At 48.1% G+C, this 17,509-nt stretch carries 16 protein-coding genes; 4 read left to right on the plus strand and 12 right to left on the minus strand.

Annotated elements, in window-relative coordinates; translation table 11 throughout:
• Window positions 1–4 precede the first annotated feature (4 nt).
• The 6 genes from ABD980_RS10325 to rpsB all read right to left on the minus strand — a co-directional run bounded on the left by ABD980_RS10325 (window position 5) and on the right by rpsB (window position 4,794).
• Window positions 5–883, minus strand: coding sequence for a phosphatidate cytidylyltransferase (locus ABD980_RS10325; RefSeq protein ID WP_260648703.1), 879 nt, complete (start codon window positions 881–883; stop codon window positions 5–7).
• An 18-nt stretch (window positions 884–901) separates the two neighbouring features.
• Window positions 902–1,648, minus strand: coding sequence for a polyprenyl diphosphate synthase (uppS, locus tag ABD980_RS10330; RefSeq protein WP_260648702.1), 747 nt, complete (start codon window positions 1,646–1,648; stop codon window positions 902–904).
• Window positions 1,649–1,666: 18 nt separating this feature from the next.
• Entirely contained in the window at window positions 1,667–2,227 is a 561-nt protein-coding gene (gene frr / locus ABD980_RS10335; RefSeq protein WP_260648701.1) for a ribosome recycling factor, read from the minus strand.
• Window positions 2,228–2,240: 13 nt separating this feature from the next.
• The gene (pyrH, locus tag ABD980_RS10340) at window positions 2,241–2,957 is read right to left on the minus strand and encodes a UMP kinase (protein ID WP_260648700.1); all 717 of its coding nucleotides are present in this window, start codon (window positions 2,955–2,957) and stop codon (window positions 2,241–2,243) included.
• Window positions 2,958–3,057: 100 nt separating this feature from the next.
• Window positions 3,058–3,930: a translation elongation factor Ts gene (gene tsf / locus ABD980_RS10345; protein WP_300646855.1), complete on the minus strand. Its 873-nt coding sequence runs from the start codon at window positions 3,928–3,930 to the stop codon at window positions 3,058–3,060.
• Between the two features lie 105 nt (window positions 3,931–4,035).
• The gene (gene rpsB / locus ABD980_RS10350) at window positions 4,036–4,794 is read right to left on the minus strand and encodes a 30S ribosomal protein S2 (RefSeq protein ID WP_260648698.1); all 759 of its coding nucleotides are present in this window, start codon (window positions 4,792–4,794) and stop codon (window positions 4,036–4,038) included.
• Window positions 4,795–5,131: 337 nt separating this feature from the next.
• On the opposite strand from rpsB, the gene map reads away from it, so the two are divergent.
• Genes map through ABD980_RS10370 form a run of 4 tightly spaced genes read left to right on the plus strand, consistent with a single transcriptional unit; the run spans window position 5,132 to window position 9,726 of the window.
• Entirely contained in the window at window positions 5,132–5,944 is an 813-nt protein-coding gene (gene map, locus ABD980_RS10355; protein ID WP_345371534.1) for a type I methionyl aminopeptidase, read from the plus strand.
• Window positions 5,944–8,511, plus strand: a complete 2,568-nt coding sequence (locus tag ABD980_RS10360) for a [protein-PII] uridylyltransferase (protein ID WP_345371536.1) — start codon at window positions 5,944–5,946, stop codon at window positions 8,509–8,511. The genes map and ABD980_RS10360 overlap by 1 nt, the downstream gene beginning before the upstream one ends.
• Window positions 8,512–8,521: 10 nt before the next feature.
• Entirely contained in the window at window positions 8,522–9,229 is a 708-nt protein-coding gene (locus ABD980_RS10365; RefSeq protein ID WP_260648695.1) for a MarC family protein, read from the plus strand.
• Between the two features lie 14 nt (window positions 9,230–9,243).
• Window positions 9,244–9,726 (plus strand): disulfide bond formation protein B, encoded by a 483-nt coding sequence (locus ABD980_RS10370; RefSeq protein WP_300647267.1) that lies wholly within the window; start codon window positions 9,244–9,246, stop codon window positions 9,724–9,726.
• Between the two features lie 84 nt (window positions 9,727–9,810).
• On the opposite strand, the gene purF is transcribed toward ABD980_RS10370, so the two are convergent.
• The 6 genes from purF to aceF form a co-directional block, all read right to left on the minus strand.
• The gene (gene purF, locus ABD980_RS10375) at window positions 9,811–11,271 is read right to left on the minus strand and encodes an amidophosphoribosyltransferase (protein ID WP_345371539.1); all 1,461 of its coding nucleotides are present in this window, start codon (window positions 11,269–11,271) and stop codon (window positions 9,811–9,813) included.
• Between the two features lie 18 nt (window positions 11,272–11,289).
• Window positions 11,290–11,778, minus strand: a complete 489-nt coding sequence (locus ABD980_RS10380; protein WP_300647270.1) for a CvpA family protein — start codon at window positions 11,776–11,778, stop codon at window positions 11,290–11,292.
• Window positions 11,778–12,557, minus strand: coding sequence for an SPOR domain-containing protein (locus ABD980_RS10385; RefSeq protein ID WP_300647271.1), 780 nt, complete (start codon window positions 12,555–12,557; stop codon window positions 11,778–11,780). Before ABD980_RS10385 ends, ABD980_RS10380 begins: the two co-directional genes overlap by 1 nt.
• A 75-nt stretch (window positions 12,558–12,632) precedes the next feature.
• Window positions 12,633–14,006 carry a bifunctional tetrahydrofolate synthase/dihydrofolate synthase gene (gene folC / locus ABD980_RS10390; protein WP_300647272.1) on the minus strand — a complete coding sequence of 458 codons (1,374 nt, stop codon included), beginning with the start codon at window positions 14,004–14,006 and terminating at the stop codon, window positions 12,633–12,635.
• A gap of 73 nt (window positions 14,007–14,079) precedes the next feature.
• Window positions 14,080–15,783: a dihydrolipoyl dehydrogenase gene (gene lpdA / locus ABD980_RS10395; RefSeq protein WP_377536241.1), complete on the minus strand. Its 1,704-nt coding sequence runs from the start codon at window positions 15,781–15,783 to the stop codon at window positions 14,080–14,082.
• A gap of 11 nt (window positions 15,784–15,794) precedes the next feature.
• Entirely contained in the window at window positions 15,795–17,498 is a 1,704-nt protein-coding gene (aceF, locus tag ABD980_RS10400) for a dihydrolipoyllysine-residue acetyltransferase (RefSeq protein WP_260648688.1), read from the minus strand.
• Window positions 17,499–17,509 lie beyond the last annotated feature (11 nt).

The following is a 17,509-nucleotide window of genomic DNA, read 5'->3' on the forward strand; positions in this document are numbered from 1 at the left end:
AATGCTAAGAATTAACGGGGTTAGTTAGCAAAGCCTGCAGCCATGGCCCTGCCACAAAAGCAGCCAGAGGAGCCACGGGAATAAGCGCATCAATACGATCTAAAACACCACCGTGACCTGGTAAAAGTTGGCTGGAATCTTTGTAACCAGCACGTCGCTTGAGCAGCGACTCAAATAAATCCCCCACCACAGAAAATAACGCTAGAAGCACAGCAAAAACCATAGCACCAAACCAGGACCAATTAGCAACTAGCTCTGCACCAAAAGAACCGGACCAGGTACTACTAATCAGTACCCAAGCAACCACCGCCAGTACCCCCCCACCTAAGCCTGCCCACGTTTTCCCTGGACTAATGCGCGGAGCTAACTTGCGTTGACCAAACGCCTTACCACTAAAATAAGCAGCAATATCAGCCACCCAAACCACGGCCATCATGGATAATAAGTACCACGCACCACGATATAACCACATATCGACCAAGGCCGCCCAGGCCACCGCTATACTCATTACGCCAAATAAGGACAGCGCAAGGGGATTTTGCCGCTTTTGTGTTTGCGCCATGGCGAGCATAAAACCGACACCAATGACCCAATATGCCAAAACAATCGGGCTAATCAGCAAAAAAGGGTGCGAATGCATTAACCCTTGTTCTGCATCGATGATCCATTGGCGTGCATATCCCCATGTCATGAAGGCAAAAGCCACAGCAACAAGAGTGGGAACCAGTGGCTTATCGCTATAAGAAAGTCGTAACCACTCCCAAACAGCACAACTGGCCATGACACATAAAATAAGCACCAATGCCCATGGCGTTGGTGCCCATATAGCGCCTAATAACAGTGCAATCAAAATAGCAGCTGTAACAACGCGTTGTTTTAACATACAGAACCTAAATGTGAATTAAAGCTGAGCACTCGTCCGCCCAAAACGGCGTTCCCGTTTACTATACCAGTCAAAAGCTTCTTGTAGGTGTTTTAGCCCAAAGTCCGGCCAATAGACATCAGTAAAGTACAGCTCTGTATACGCTAGCTGCCAAATTAAGAAGTTAGAAATACGTTGCTCTCCCCCCGTACGAATAAACAAATCGGGCTCTGGTGCAAAAGCCATCGATAAGTACGGGCTAAAAGCCGCCTCGTCGAGCTGAGAGGGATTCTGACAAAGTTGTGGCTGATTTTTAAGTAACTGCTGCGTGGCTTGTAAAATATCCCAGCGCCCACCGTAATTAGCTGCAACTGTTAAATGCAAAGCGTCGTTATGCGCCGTTTTTTGCTCAGCCTGATGGATTAATTCGCGCAAATTAGGGTCAAAACGACTTAAATCCCCGACCACCCGTAATCGCACCCCTTGCTGCTCAAGTTTATGCACCTCTTTTTCAAGGGCTTGCACAAACAATCGCATTAAAAGAGAAACCTCTTCTTCGGGGCGTCGCCAGTTTTCAGAACTAAAAGCAAACAATGTGAGGTATTTCACCCCTGCTTTACCACAGCCTTCTACTACACGGCGCACGGACTGAACCCCACGGACATGACCTGCCGTACGAGGTAGCATGCGACGGGTCGCCCATCGCCCATTACCATCCATAATAATGGCAAGGTGGCGCGGCACTGCGCTGTAGTCGGGTATGGTTTGAGTAGAGCTAAACAGCATCGCAACCACCTAACGGTATTAGACCGTCATCACTTCGTCTTCTTTTTCGGCAATTAACCGATCAATCTCAGCGACGAATTTATCTGTAAGACGTTGAATTTCTTCCTGAAAACGACGATCCTCGTCTTCGGATATTTCCTTATCTTTGAGTAAGCGCTTAGAAGAGTCGTTCGCATCCCGGCGTAAATTACGCACCGCTACCTTAGCGTCCTCGCCTTCAGCACGCACAATACGAGTCAAGTCGCGACGACGCTCCTCGGTCAAGGGGGGCATAGGCACACGAATGGTCTCACCCAACAGAATTGGGTTTAAACCCAAATCGGACTCACGAATGGCTTTATCTACAACCGGAGCCATTTGTTTTTCCCATACTTGTAAGCTTAGTGTACGCGCATCAGCAACGGTGATATTAGCCACTTGACTAACAGGAACCTCGGAGCCGTAGTATTCCACCGAAACATGATCAAGAATACCGGGCGTAGCACGACCAGTACGAATTTTGGCTAAATTGGTGACTAGGGCTTCGATCGATTTTTTCATACGATCTTCAGCGGATTTTTTAATCTCTGAAAGACTCATAACTATTCCTATATTAAACGTGCACTAAAGTGCCTTCGTCTTCACCACACACTGCACGACGTAGTGCGCCAGGCTTATTAATAGAAAAAACTTTAATGGGGAGCTTTTGATCACGACACAGCGCAAAAGCAGTGGCATCCATGACCTCGAGACGACGCACAATTGCTTCGTCAAAACTAATTCGCGCATAACGTGTTGCACCAGGGTCTTTATTTGGGTCTGCGCTATAAATACCATCTACCTTTGTCGCTTTTAAGACGATTTCCGCGCCAACTTCTGCCCCGCGCAATGCCGCTGCAGTATCTGTAGTAAAGAAAGGGTTCCCTGTACCCGCTGCAAACACAACAACCTTGCCTTCCTCGAGGTAGCGTAGGGCCTTAGGACGAATATAAGGTTCGACCACCTGCTCAATATTAAGAGCGGACTGAACGCGAGCATCTAAGCCAGCATTTTTTAGTGCATCCTGCAGGGCTAAAGCATTCATTACGGTTGCCATCATGCCCATATAGTCTGCAGTTGCACGATCCATACCTTGAGCACCAGGAGCAATCCCACGGAAGATATTACCCCCGCCAATGACTATAGCGACCTGAACACCTAGCTTTGCGACTTCGGATATTTCTTCAGTCATGCGCATGATCGTTGCGCGGTTAATTCCAAAGGCATCTTCGCCCATGAGCGCTTCGCCAGACAATTTAAGCAAAACGCGCTTGTATAAAGGGGTGTTCATGACAGAAATTCCGAGAGTTAGAACAGTGAAAGTATAAAACAGAGCGCAAGGTATTGCCTAGAGGCAATACACCTGCGCCTTGCTCAATCAAACTAAATACTTAGGCACCTGTTACGGCAGCAACCTCGGCAGCAAAGTCCTCGTTGCGACGCTCGATACCTTCGCCTACGACATATACGGTGTAAGCAGCAACAGTAGCGTTGTTTTCTTTGAGCATTTGCTCAACGCTTTGTTTATCATTTTTAACAAATGGCTGAGATAGCAACGTGACCTCTTTGAGGAATTTGTTTACAGCACCCTCTACCATTTTTTCTACGATATTAGCAGGCTTACCGGACTCGGCTGCTTTTTGTGCAGCAACGGAGCGCTCGGCTTCGATGTCCTCGGCTGGCACCTGTTCTGCTGATAATGCTTTAGGCTTCATCGCAGCCACGTGCATTGCCACGTCTTTACCGACCTCATCGTCACCAGAGTAATCAACAATTACACCGATTTTGCCGCCGTGTACGTATTGGGCGAGCTTATTTTCGGTTTCAAAACGCTGGAAACGACGTACAGTAATGTTTTCACCGATTTTACCAACCAGACCAGCACGCACGCTTTCCACAGTACCATCACGGAAAGGAAGCTCCGCTAAAGCGGCAACATCCGCTGGGTTTTTCTCGGCAACTAGCTGTGTTACTTCGTTAACAAAGTTGATGAAGTCTTCGTTTTTTGCCACAAAGTCGGTTTCGCAGTTTACCTCTACGACGGCGCCAGTTTTGGCATCGTCAGCAATGTAAACCGTGACCAGACCTTCGGCAGTGATACGAGAAGCGGCTTTGCTTGCTTTGCTACCTAGCTTAACGCGCAACAGTTCTTCTGCACGAGCCATATCACCTTCGGCTTCCACCAAGGCGTTTTTGCACTCCATCATAGGAGCGTCTGTTTTCTCGCGCAATTCTTTAACCATCGATGCTGTAATTTGAGCCACGATTTTCTCCAAATCTGTAAAACATGCCCCAGTAAACTGGGGCAAGTAAAAGTCTACGGTGCACGACTGCGATAAGCCGTGCCTGCCCCCTATGGGTAATAGGGATTACTCTTCGCTGGTTTGTTCAGCTGCTTCTACCTCGACGAACTCTTCTTCGCCGCGGATTTCCTCAACTAAACCGCTTAGAGCTTGGTTGCGACCTTGTAGAACGGCATCAGCCATACCACGAGCATAAAGAGCAATAGCTTTAGCCGAGTCATCGTTACCAGGGATCACTTTTTCGATACCCTCGGGCGAGTGGTTAGTATCCACCACTGCCACAACAGGGATACCAAGCGTTTTAGCTTCGGCCACTGCAATTTTATGATAGCCAACGTCGATGACAAATAAAGCATCGGGTAGTTTGGCCATGTCCTTGATACCACCAATGGACTTGTTGAGTTTTTCCATTTCGCGCTCAAACAACAGACCTTCTTTTTTGGTCATACGCTCTAGCGCGCCATCAGCAAGCTGAGCTTCCATGTCTTTAAGGCGTTTGATAGAAGTTTTAACGGTTTTAAAGTTGGTCATCATACCGCCCAACCAACGGCTGTCTACATAAGGCATGCCACAACGTTGTGCTTCAGCAGCGACAATTTCGCGAGCGGCACGCTTGGTACCTACAAATAAAATGGTACCGCCACGAGCAGCTAGATCGCTGAGGTATTTTTGGGCTTCAACAAACTGCACAACCGTTTTTTCCAAGTTAATGATATGGATACGGTTACGTTGGCCAAAAATGTATTGTTCCATTTTTGGGTTCCAGAAACGAGTTTGGTGGCCAAAGTGTACGCCAGCCTCTAGCATTTCACGCATTAAAGACATGAGAGTTCTCCAAGGGTTTGTTCTTGCATCTAATCCAACATCCGGTAAGGAAACAGTTAAACCGTATATCCAGACACCCTGAGACGATTAGATGCGCGATTTAAAAAAAGAATAAAAACGCAAAAAGACCGTCTTTGCTGAAAAAAGAAAGACACCAACGCAATCTAAGTATTAAACTAAATAGGAAGGCTACCGGTCTGTAGTGCAAATCAAGTGCGTTTACAGCACTTAGCTGATCAAACGGATCTGTCCGATCTCATCGTTTTGCCAAGACGCATGAATTGACTTACGATAGCCAATGATTATATTACTTTTTTCCCATTAAACTCAAGCTATTATGAGCCCAATTGTTACCGATCCAACAGATTTAGATAAAATGCGTGCTGCTTGCCAAGCGGCAGCCCAAACTCTTGACTATTTAACACCCTTTATTCAGCCTGGTATCACTACCGCAGAAATCGATCAACTGTGTAAAGATTATATTCGCGATGTGCTTCACGTCGAGTCGGCGACAGTAGGCTACGCGCCCCCTGGGCACCCCCCTTTTCCCGGTGCCGTTTGCACCTCTGTCAACCATGTCATTTGCCATGGTATTCCCAGTGATAAAAAACTTAAAAACGGCGATATCATTAACTTAGACGTCACTGTCATTAAGGATGGGTGGTTTGGCGATACCAGCCGTATGTATTTTGTAGGTGAGCCCTCCATTCTGGCTCGTCGTCTAACCGAAGTCACTTATGAGTGCATGTGGTTAGGGATCGAACAGGTAAAGCCGGGAGCCACCCTGGGTGATATTGGTCACGCTATTCAAAAGCATGCCGAAGACCATCATTACTCTGTGGTACGCGAATATTGCGGACATGGTATTGGTCAAGTTTTTCACCAAGATCCCCAAGTCCTACATTACGGTAAGCCTGGTACTGGGATGAAGCTTAAGCCCGGCATGATCTTTACGATTGAGCCCATGATTAATGCTGGCAAGCGGGATCTTAAACTACTACCGGATCAATGGACGGTGGTTACCCGTGACCGCAGTTTATCTGCACAATGGGAGCATACCATTTTAGTCACAGAAGACGGCTACGAGGTATTAACCGTTTCCCCAGAGATGCCCGAGCCGCCCGCTTTTGTAAAAGATTTTAAACGCTAATGCAAGCTGCCTCGGATCTTACGCAACTAAAAAAGCGCTTACAACGGCAACGACACAAAGCCATTCAACGCTTCCGTTTGCGTCCTCGATCCGAGCATTTACTACGTCGACTCAGCACCTATACTGATCAATGCTTAACCCAGCTTACCGCTTTAAAGCCGCTACCAGCAGCTAGCGCTCTTATCGCCGTGGGTGGCTATGGTCGCCAAGAGCTTTATCCCTTTTCTGATGTCGATATTTTAATTTTACTTCATCACCCACCATCCCTAAACGAGCAACATGCTATTGAACAGTTTATAGCGGCGCTATGGGATATAGGCATTAAAGCGGCTTCCAGTGTGCGTACCATTGCCCAATGTCTAGAGGCCGCCGAGGCAGACATTGCTACCCAAACCGCACAATTAGAAGCCCGCTTTATCACTGGCCATCTCAAACTTTTTAAACAACTTCAAAAAAGCTTAGAGCAGCAACTTGAGGTTAAGACTTTCTTTCAAGCGAAGCTGGCAGAAATGCGTCAGCGTCATGCTCACTACCAAAATACGCCCTATGCGCTTGAACCCAACTGCAAAGAATCCCCAGGCGCTTTACGAGATTTACAAATTTTATTATGGCTAGCCAAAGCCATGGGGCTGGGAGACTCATGGCAACAAATCGCACAGGCTCAACTCTTGAGCCCAGCCGAACTACGTGCCATTACACGCGCTTCCGCTGCTTTTATGCGTTTACGTATCGAGCTGCATTTGCTTAGCCAGCGTGCCGAGGACCGATTACTGTTTGACTATCAGCCAGAGTTAGCACGTATCTATGGGTTTACGGGCAAAGATAAACAACAGGCAAGCGAAAAGCTCATGCAGCGCTATTACTGGGCTGCACGCACCGTGCATCAAATGAATACCATTTTGATGCAAAACCTTGAGGAGATTTTATTTTCCCCCCAACCGCCTGTACGCGAACCCATCGATGCTTTTTTTGAGGTCCGTAATCAACGCTTGCACCTGCGCCAGCCGGAGCAATTACAAAAACACCCCGATCTCATCCTACGTGCGTTTTTGCTTTTGCAGCAACGCGGTGATCTGCATCATTTTAGTGCCCAGACTTTGCGCGCTCTATGGCACGCGCGCCGTTTAATTAATGAGTCTTTTCGGCAGCAGCCTTTGCACCAACAGCTTTTTTTAGCCATTCTACAGCAACCACGAGGGGTGTTGCATGCTCTTCGGCTCATGAATATGCTTAACATTTTGCCCCGTTATATCCCGGAGTTTCGGCATATCGTGGGGCAAATGCAGCATGATCTTTTTCATGTCTACACCGTAGACCAACATACACTGATGGTGATCCGTAACTTGCGCCGTTTTACGCTCGCCGAATATGCGAATGACCATCCATTAGCCAGCCAGCTCATGGATGCTTTTGAACGACCTTGGGTGCTTTATATCGCCGCGCTTTTCCATGATATTGCTAAAGGTCGAGGTGGTAATCACGCTGAGCTTGGCGCGCAAGATGCTTTGGCGTTTTGTCAGCGCCATCAGCTTAGCGCAGCCGATACGGAACTGATTGTTTTTTTAGTTTATGACCATTTAAGTATGTCTATGGTGGCACAGAAGCGGGATATCAGTGACCCAACGGTCATTGCTGATTTTGCGAAACATGTCAGCACCCCACGCCGCTTATCTGCCTTGTTCTTACTAACTGTAGCCGATATCAAAGGCACCAACCCTACCATATGGAACTCATGGAAAGCCAAACTACTGAGTGATCTCTACACCCTGACACTCCGTGTTTTACAAGGCGATCAGCCAAACGCCACAGAGATTTTAGCACAGCGTAAAGCTCAGGCCCTCACCCAGCTATTGGCTCAAAACATTGATGCAAACGATATTGAAAACCTTTGGGATGTATTTGATATTAGTTATTTTTTACGTCATGAGTGTGAGGAGATCGTTTGGCATGGGCAAGCATTACACAAAGCGTTGCTCCACCCCCACCCTGTAGTCGAAACACGTCCCGTCGGCAAGGGAGAAACCATACAGATCATGATTTATACGCCCGACCGCGAAGACTTGTTCATGCATATTTGTGCTTTTTTTGACCAACACCACCTTAACACCCAAGACGCCCGCATCTACACCACCAACCACGGCTGGGCTTTAGATAGTTTTGTACTGCTTTTACCTCGACATCAGCGTTACTCTACGAACTTTGCCAAGACACTTCAACACCAGTTGTGTACTTTTTTACAGCATCCACAAACCCCATTTGACACCGCTCCCCGCTATCTACCCCAAACACAATCAAGACGTGCACGGGTTTTTCCTATTGCCCCTATTGTGGACATCCAACCAATGAGCCAACCACACACGTGGAAAATCTCTATTGTTTGCGCAGACCGCAAAGGGTTGCTCTATAGCATCGCCCAGGCCTTTACTGCACAACGCATTAACGTAAAATCCGCTAAAATTATGACTTTAGGTGAGCGCGTGGAAGACACGTTCATTGTGCACAGCGATGAACTTCACCACACCGCTTTTTTTAAGCAGTTCGAGCGCGCCTTGCGTTCGGTCCTTTAAGCCATGCTCCATGGAAACCTCCTTATTTTTTGATTTTAGTCGCAGTTTCTTATTTACCATAGCGACTCTACTGCCTATGCTGAATCCACCGGCGGCAGCTCCTATTTTTTTAACACTTACCGAGGGCGCTAGCACATCAGCACGCACTCGCCTCTCTAAAAAAGTCGCAATCAACATCTTTATTATGCTGACGGTAGCCATGATTGCTGGCAATGTGGTGCTGAACTTTTTTGGCATATCTTTGCCGATCATTCGTATTGGTGGCGGCTTACTCGTTATTGCCACAGCATGGCGTTTGGTGAGTGCTTCGGATTTTGATGCAGAGCAAGCGCAGGATATGGCTGAGTCCTACTCATGGGAACATGTGCGGGCCAAAGCCTTTTACCCTCTGACTTTTCCCATGCTCTGTGGCCCAGGGTCACTATCCGCTGCTCTTACTGTGGGCGCCACCTTACACCACAGTAGCGCTGTTGTTGGTGCCACAAAACTAGCCGGTGCCATCCCCGCTGTAGCAGCAGCGGCTTTTGTGGTGTATTTATGTTTACGCTTTGCCTCTCAGTTCTTACACCGTTTAGGCCAAAATGGTACCGCCGTCGTCATGCGACTATCAGCTTTTATTCTGCTTTGTTTAGGCGTGCAAATTGTCTGGGATGGTTTTCACGAAATCGTGTTAGATCTGTTAGTCGAAGCTGCTCATCGCAGCGCTACTGCTCAATAAACCAAGGTTTTTTTATGCAACAACGCTTTTTTCTTTATACCGCCGTCCTCAGTTTACTCGCCCTGGGGGTTGCACTAATCTCTCAACATGGGTTTGGCTTACGCCCTTGTGCCTGGTGCGTTTTTCAACGTCTCTTATTAGTTGTTTTGTTTTTATTGAGTCTCATCGGATATATTGCTATGGCCTGGCGCCAACTTTGGCTAGGCTTATTGGCTCGGATTTTTATTATTATTACGGCCTACGGTGGCGTAATGGCTGCATGGTATCAGCACTCTGTGGCCGCTAAACTGTTTTCCTGCGATATGAGTTTTGCAGATCAATTCATGATCAACACGGGCTTAGAGTCAAGCATTCCCTGGTTATTTGGGATTTATGCTTCTTGTATGGATGCCACAACGGCTGTGTTAGGGCTGGATTATGCTCTCTGGGCTTTGTTGTTTTTTGCTCTGGTTGGCATTACAAATACCTTTGTGCTCTTTCGTAAAGCCGTTATTTAGTTTTCATTCCACCTAAATCAAAAAGCCCCCCAAGACTGACCTGAGTCGTCTTGAGGGGCGTTTTCTTATTGTTACCAACAAATACTATGACCCACCACGCTCTTGTTCTAGTTGGTCTAAATCCTCGGCGGTAATATCCCCTGTCACATAATCCGCATCGAAGCAAGAAGACTCAAAGCGATCAAAATCCGGATTTAAATCGCGTAAGGCTTGCTCTAAATCATCTAGGTCTTGATAGACTAAGCCATCTACCCCAATTTCCAAAGCAACGTCCTCTACCGTTTTGCCATACGCAATGAGCTCACGCCGTGTAGGCATATCAATACCATACACATTCGGGTAACGAACGGGTGGCGCTGCGGATGCAAAAAAGACTTTATTGGCTCCGGCTGAGCGAGCCATCTCAACAATCTCGCGGCTCGTTGTTCCTCTTACAATGGAATCGTCCACAAGCAATACATTCTTGCCTTTAAATTCCATAGGAATAGCACTCAATTTCTGCCTAACCGATTTTTTACGTACCGCTTGCCCCGGCATAATAAAGGTGCGCCCAATATAACGATTTTTAATAAAGCCTTCGCGATAGTTAAGATTTAGCTGTGCAGCCAACTGCATGGCAGACGGACGTGCCGAATCAGGAATAGGCATCACCACATCAATATCCGCTAAACGTAACTGCTTTGCTACCTTGTTCCCCAAATACTCGCCCATTTTCAAGCGTGCATCATACACCGAGACCCCATCCAAGGTAGAATCTGGCCGAGCAAAATAAACGTACTCAAATACACAGGGGGATAACTGAGTGCTTTCTGCGCACTGGTGACGCTGTACATTACCTTTTAAATCAATAAAAATGGCTTCGCCCGGTAAAACATCCCGCTCTAAGTGGAAACCACAGCCCGTCACCGCCACTGACTCTGACGCGATCATCCACTCTTTGCCCTCGGGTGTAAGCTGGCTGCCAATGCAAAGTGGTCGAATCCCATTTGGATCCCGAAATGCCACTAAACCGTAATGAGCGATTTGAGCAATCACCGCATAGGCCCCTTTGGCACGGCGATGTACAGCAGTTACTGCATCAAAAATAATATCCGGCGTTAAATCCCCACCATTCGCTGCTCGTTGTAGCTCGTGCGCAAAAACATTGAGCAATACCTCTGAGTCAGAGTTCGTATTAATATGACGACGATCAATGCTAAAAAGCTCCTGGCGTAGCTGACGCCAGTTGCTCAAGTTGCCATTATGCACAAAGCTAATACCAAAAGGGGCATTAACATAAAAAGGCTGCACCTCGTCAGCATTTTCAGCACTATCTGTGGTCGGATAGCGGACATGACCCACGCCCGAATTGCCCACTAAGCTGCGCATATTGCGTGTACGAAATACATCACGGACCAAACCTGGTCCGCGATGAGTGTGAAAAAAGTAATTGTTGTAGGTGGTTATTCCTGCAGCATCTTGGCCTCGGTGCTGTAGCAGCAATAAACTATCGTAAATCAATTGATTTACTGGCCCACGGCCGACGACCCCTACGACTCCTGACATAATGTTCTATCCATAATGTTAATAAGGTAACCACGCAGCCACATCGGGCGGCAAATAGGATTTTATACCTATTATTACATTGATGGCAGTATTTGCTAAGGTGGATTGTTGCCACCACGGCTCAACTGGTAGTTGCGTGTAGCCTGCTACTAAAATCACACCTAAAACTATCACACTACCTTTGGCTAAACCAAATAGAGCGCCAAGACTATGATCCGCTGAGCCTAAACCGGTATGCTCAATCAGCGCATTTAATGCCATATTTAGCAGGCCTACGCCAAGCAAGGCGACAAAAAACGTGGCAATATAACCCACCGCTGTGCGCAATAAGGGCGTAGCAATTAAATTTTCTAACCAACCGCTGGTTTGTGGCCCCCACCAAATCGCTGCCATAAATGCTGCCACATAAGCCACCAGTGACATCAGCTCTTTCATTAAACCGCGAGCAAAGCCTAACACGCTGGTTAGGCCAAGTACGGCGAGCAGTACATAATCAAAGCTATTCACTACTTAGATGAAATAAAGCTATTTTCGTAACCCAAGGAACGTAAGCGAGCTTGAGCGGCTTGAGCGGCTTGGCGGCTCGGAAAGGGCCCCACGCGCAAGCGATAAGCAGGTTTACCTGAAACTGTTGCGGTTTCTACATAAGCATTGCTCACCCCTGCCGCCACAAGTTTAGCGCGTCGTGCATTCGCATCACTTTGTGAAGAGTAAGCACCGATTTGCACCACGACAGCCCCCTGCTGCATTGTAGGTGCTGATGTGGTTTTGGGTGGGGTTCTGCCCTCGAGCAATGCTAAGGCTACCGCCCCGTCATCCGTACGCACAGGAGCTGGTTTGGGCTTTGGCTCTGGCTTAGGTTCGGGTTTCGGTTTTGGTTCAGGTTTTGGTTCTGGCTTAGGCTCGGGTTTTGCTTGAGCTACAGGCTCCACACTAGGGGGCAAAACGGTAGGCTCTGGCTCAGGCACCGTAACGGGCGTTTCGATTAGCCCAGGGTCTTCGGTGTTATCTATTTCCTGCTCGAACACAGGCTGCTCTAAACTTTCAGCAAGACGGTATTTTTCTTCTGAAGGTGGAATAATTGATGGAATTACACTTACCACCTGCTCTGGCTCTTGTGTGCTTTTATCACTAATAAGAATAGGAATAAGCACAATTGCTGCTAACACCAGCACTACAGCACCAATCAAACGCCGACGCGCCCGATTACGCAGCTCAATGAGCTGATCATCACTTGAGCTTCGTGCTGTTTTTACTGCTGCCTCTTTACGTGAAAACAGTCCCATTTAAATTTTAAAACCTATAACAAGTCAGTGGGCAAAATAAATCATGAAATGCTATTTTAGCCTCTTTTGAATAAATTACAGTCGCCCTAAGTGCGTTAGCACTGGCCCCACCGCAAAAAATGAGCCAAACACTAAAATTCTATCATTTAGCTGTGCGATCTCTTGTGCTTTTACAAACGCTTGCACCATATCAGTACAACTTTGGATTTGTACTGTGCTCTTATCCACCCTAGGCTGCGAGCTACGCACACCAGGACTTAGGGCTGTAGACCCTGTATTATCGTCTATATCCGGCGCTTGCACGACTTGGTTAACCAATTCTGACAATTCCTCTGCCATCAAGGCTCGAGGGCCGCTTAAACTAGCACACAACCAAATATCGACCCAGGGTGCTAAACGCTGAATCACGGCCTTGGCATCTTTATCTTTGAGCATCCCCACCACAGCAATTGTTTTTGCATGCGGTTGATAAGGCATCTGCTGTAAGTTTTGTGCCAAAGCCCCTGCTGCATGCGGATTATGTGCAACATCCAATATCACGGTAGGCTGCCCCGGTAAAATCTGCATACGTCCAGGCACAGCCGCACGCAACAGCCCCTCGCGTACTGCGCTTGCCGGTATCACTAATTGCATACGCAATGCCTCTAATGCTGCTAAAACAGCCGAAGCATTCAAAAGCTGGTTGACCCCACGCAATGCAGGATACGCCAAAGCGGGACGACGTTGCTCACGCCCGGCAAATGCCCACTGCTGCGCATCGCCTGAATAGTTAAAATCCACGCCAAACTGCCATAAATCAGCCCCTACTTGGCGAGCATAGCGAGCAATCGATGCCGGTGGCATCGGATCAGCACAAATGGCTGGTTTATCAGCACGAAATATATGAGCTTTTTCCCAACCAATTTGCTCTCGGTCATCGCCCAAATACTCCACATGATCAATATCCACACTTGTAATAATGCTGCAATCCGCATCTACCACATTGACGGCATCTAAACGCCCACCTAGGCCGACCTCTAGCAACATCACATCGACGTTTGCGTCCATAAAAGCAGTTAATGCGGCAAGCGTAGAAAACTCAAAGTAGCTCAGGGAAATAGCACCTCGTGCTTGCTCTATGCGCGCAAATTGGGTGGTAATCACTGCGTCTTCAACAGGAGCACCATTAATACGTATACGCTCGTTATAATGCACTAAGTGTGGTGATGTGTACGTCCCCACTCGATACCCAGCCGCTAATAAAATTGCCTCTAGCATCGCACATGTTGAGCCTTTGCCATTGGTCCCACCCACCACAATTTTTAATGCCTTACTCTGCGCAACACCTAAGCTCTGTGCTACCTTGCCGACTCGCTCTAGCCCCATATCAATGACCTGCGGGTGTAAGCGTTCCAGATGAGCTAACCATTGGGATAAGGGACTATATTGATCTAAGGTTGTGGTGTTCATAACTGTCATAAAAAGTAAAAGCGGTAGGCGCCCATCATAGCACCTACCGCTCAAAAAATAACCGATAAATGCGTTATTTACGGCGCGCAGGAGGAATATCCGTACAAGCACCTAACGAAGCAGCCGCTGCCATGCCAACTGACTCCCCTAAAGTGGGATGAGGATGGATAGTTTTGGCAATATCCACTTGATCAGCACCCATCTCAATCGCTAAGACGATCTCGCTAATCAAATCACCAGCACCCACCCCTACGATACCTCCACCGAGAATACGCTTGGTTTCTGCATCGAATAAAAGCTTAGTAAAGCCCTCATCACGATTGTTCGCAATGGCCCGCCCTGAAGCCTGCCAAGGAAACAATCCTTTTTCGATTGCTATACCCTGCGCTTTGGCTTGCTCTTCGGTAAGCCCCACCCAAGCTACCTCTGGATCGGTGTAGGCAACGGAAGGAATCACACGTGCATCAAAGAATGATTTTTGCCCTGCGATTACCTCTGCCGCCACATGACCCTCGTGGACGGCTTTATGCGCTAGCATAGGTTGCCCCACAATATCACCAATGGCATAAATATGCGGTACATTGGTACGCATTTGATTATCAACAGCAATAAAACCGCGCTCATCCACACGTACACCGGCATTTTCAGCGCCGATTTTCTTGCCATTGGGGCTCCGTCCTACCGCCTGCAACACAAGGTCATAGCGCTGGGGTTCATCCGGAGCGCCTTCGCCCTCAAAACGCACCCAAATGCCATCATCCTTGGCCTCAGCAGAGATAGTTTTAGTATTGAGCATAATCTGATCAAAACGATGTTTGTTTTGATTTTGCCATACACGAACTAAATCCCGATCGGCGCCTTGCATCAGACCAGACTGCATTTCCACAACGTCTAAACGTGCACCCAGCCCCGAATAAACCGTACCCATTTCGAGGCCAATAATACCGCCCCCGATAATAAGCATTTTTTCTGGAATGGATTGCAGCTGCAAAGCCCCTGTAGAGTCGACAACGCGAGGGTCGTCTGGAAGAAAAGGCAGTTTCACAGACTCGCTGCCTGCCGCAATAATGGCAGATTTAAACCCAAGTGTCAGTGTTCCTGCTACATTTTCCACTTGAAGCTGATGTGGTCCAATAAAGCGCCCCGTTCCAGTGATGACTTCTACCTTGCGCGCTTTAGCCATGCCGGCCAAGCCTTTGGTTAGTTTTGCAATCACACCGTCTTTGTAGCCGCGCAGGCGCTCTAGATCAATACTCGCTTCGCCAAACTGAATGCCCTGCTCAGACAACGTTTGGGCAGCCTCATACACACCTATGGTATGTAATAGGGCTTTAGAAGGGATGCAGCCTACGTTTAAACACACGCCGCCTAGGGTCAAATAGCGTTCAACCAGAGCTACCTTTAGCCCTAAGTCTGCGGCACGAAAAGCCGCCGAATACCCACCGGGCCCTGATCCCAAGACCACCACATCAAACTGCTGCTCCGATTCAGTCGACACGGGCGCTGCAGCGACTGGCTTAGGTGCTGCAGCAGCAGGTGACGCCGTCTCAATGCGCACAATAGCAGAGCCCTCAGAGACTTGATCTCCTACTTGAACCAATACCTCTTTTACCACCCCCGCATGACTGGCGGGGATTTCCATCGAGGCTTTATCGGACTCCACCGTAATCAAACTTTGCTCAAGCTCAATTTGATCGCCCGGCTGCACCAGAACCTCGATCACATCAACGCTTTCAAAGTCACCGATGTTTGGCACGACAATATCTTGTGTACTCATCAATGCGCTCCTTAAAGGACAATGCGACGGAAATCAGCCAATAACTGACCTAAGTACGCATTAAATCGCGCCCCTGCCGCCCCATCAATGACCCGATGATCATACGATAACGACAACGGCAACATCAGCCGAGGCTCAAAGTCTTTACCATTCCAAACCGGCTGCATCGTAGAACGTGATACCCCTAAAATAGCTACCTCGGGAGCATTAATAATAGGAGTAAAGTCTGTACCACCAATACCACCTAAAGAGGAAATGGTAAAGCACCCGCCTTGCATTTGAGCCGCACTCAGTTTGCCATCTCGCGCCAAAGCAGCGAGCTCTGCGGTTTCTTGGGCAATATCCAAAATACCTTTTTTATCGGCATCTTTAATCACCGGTACAACCAATCCATTTGGTGTGTCCGCAGCAAAGCCAATATTGTAGTATTTTTTAAGGACCAGATTATCCCCATCTAGCGAGGCATTAAACTCAGGGAACTGTTTTAAAGCCGCCACACTTGCTTTGATTAAAAAAGCTAGCATCGTCACGCGCACAGCCTGACCTGATTTTTTACCCTCCTCGTTAATTTGCTTACGGAAGGCTTCTAGCTCTGTGATATCGGCCACATCATTATTCGTAACATGCGGAATCATCACCCAGTTACGATGCAAGTTCGCACCAGAAATCTTTTTAATGCGTGATAGTGGCTGGATTTCGGTTTCACCAAAGCGTGCAAAATCCACCTTCGGCCAGGGCAAGACTTGGAAATCACCCGATACCGTTGCAACCCCGGCGGCAGGTGCGGCGCCACCTACGGCCCCACCTGCTAATGCCTGCTTAACAAAATTACGCACATCCTCCGGTTTAATACGACCTTTGCTGCCTGTTCCCTGAACGAGATTTAAGTCTACCCCTAGCTCACGAGCAAATTTACGTACCGACGGTGAGGCATGTGGCAGATTTCGTAAAGGCACATTGGCATCAGCAAAAGAAGAGGTTGGTGACTCGCGCTTAGGTGGGCTAGAGACCATCGCCCCCCCACTGCTTTGCCCCACAATAGCAGAAGGCTTTGACTCCACTTTTGGTGTAGTAGATGCGGCAGGCGCAGGGGCGGGAGCGGGGGCGGCCTTTTGCTCTTTAACCGTATCCGTACCGCTCATGGTTAGCTCTAAGATATCTGAGCCTTCAGACACCTTGTCACCTACCTTAACAAGGATTTTTTGAATCACGCCAGCATGACTCGAAGGCACCTCCATCGATGCTTTTTCTGTTTCGAGAGTAATTAAGCTTTGATCCCGCTCAATCGTATCGCCCTCGCTAACCAAAACCTCGATCACATCCACATCATGCGCATCCCCAATATCAGGAACACGTACCACGACGGTTTTTGTTTCTGTGCTCTCTGCAGCAGCGGTCACTGGCGCCGCTGAAGCGGACTCTGCTGGCTGCTCAGCAACAGCTGCACTTGATGTCTGCGCTGTTGCTGAAGCATCAGCACTTTCTAATTCTAAAATCAACGAGCCCTGACGAACTTTATCGCCCAACTTGACCTTGATAGATTTCACCACCCCAGCATGGCTAGAAGGGATTTCCATCGAGGCCTTGTCCGATTCCACAGTAATCAAGCTGTCCTCTTGGGCTACCGTATCCCCTTCGTTGACAAGGATCTCGATCACGTCCACATCTTCATCACTGCCAATATCAGGGACAACGACTTCAATAATTTCACTCATGACTTGCTCCC

Origin of the sequence: Paenalcaligenes hermetiae (genome assembly GCF_039543645.1) — a bacterium.
Taxonomy (GTDB): domain Bacteria; phylum Pseudomonadota; class Gammaproteobacteria; order Burkholderiales; family Burkholderiaceae_B; genus Paenalcaligenes; species Paenalcaligenes hermetiae.

Excerpts from the sequence above, each read along its gene's own strand:
- ABD980_RS10325 (WP_260648703.1), bottom strand. The coding sequence starts at position 883 with ATGTTAAAACAACGCGTTGTTACAGCTGCTATTTTGATTGCACTGTTA.
- uppS (WP_260648702.1), bottom strand. The coding sequence starts at position 1,648 with ATGCTGTTTAGCTCTACTCAAACCATACCCGACTACAGCGCAGTGCCG.
- frr (WP_260648701.1), bottom strand. The coding sequence starts at position 2,227 with ATGAGTCTTTCAGAGATTAAAAAATCCGCTGAAGATCGTATGAAAAAA.
- pyrH (WP_260648700.1), bottom strand. The coding sequence starts at position 2,957 with ATGAACACCCCTTTATACAAGCGCGTTTTGCTTAAATTGTCTGGCGAA.
- rpsB (WP_260648698.1), bottom strand. The coding sequence starts at position 4,794 with ATGTCTTTAATGCGTGAAATGCTAGAGGCTGGCGTACACTTTGGCCAC.
- map (WP_345371534.1), top strand. The coding sequence starts at position 5,132 with ATGAGCCCAATTGTTACCGATCCAACAGATTTAGATAAAATGCGTGCT.
- ABD980_RS10360 (WP_345371536.1), top strand. The coding sequence starts at position 5,944 with ATGCAAGCTGCCTCGGATCTTACGCAACTAAAAAAGCGCTTACAACGG.
- ABD980_RS10365 (WP_260648695.1), top strand. The coding sequence starts at position 8,522 with ATGGAAACCTCCTTATTTTTTGATTTTAGTCGCAGTTTCTTATTTACC.
- ABD980_RS10370 (WP_300647267.1), top strand. The coding sequence starts at position 9,244 with ATGCAACAACGCTTTTTTCTTTATACCGCCGTCCTCAGTTTACTCGCC.
- purF (WP_345371539.1), bottom strand. The coding sequence starts at position 11,271 with ATGTCAGGAGTCGTAGGGGTCGTCGGCCGTGGGCCAGTAAATCAATTG.
- ABD980_RS10385 (WP_300647271.1), bottom strand. The coding sequence starts at position 12,557 with ATGGGACTGTTTTCACGTAAAGAGGCAGCAGTAAAAACAGCACGAAGC.
- folC (WP_300647272.1), bottom strand. The coding sequence starts at position 14,006 with ATGAACACCACAACCTTAGATCAATATAGTCCCTTATCCCAATGGTTA.
- lpdA (WP_377536241.1), bottom strand. The coding sequence starts at position 15,783 with ATGAGTACACAAGATATTGTCGTGCCAAACATCGGTGACTTTGAAAGC.
- aceF (WP_260648688.1), bottom strand. The coding sequence starts at position 17,498 with ATGAGTGAAATTATTGAAGTCGTTGTCCCTGATATTGGCAGTGATGAA.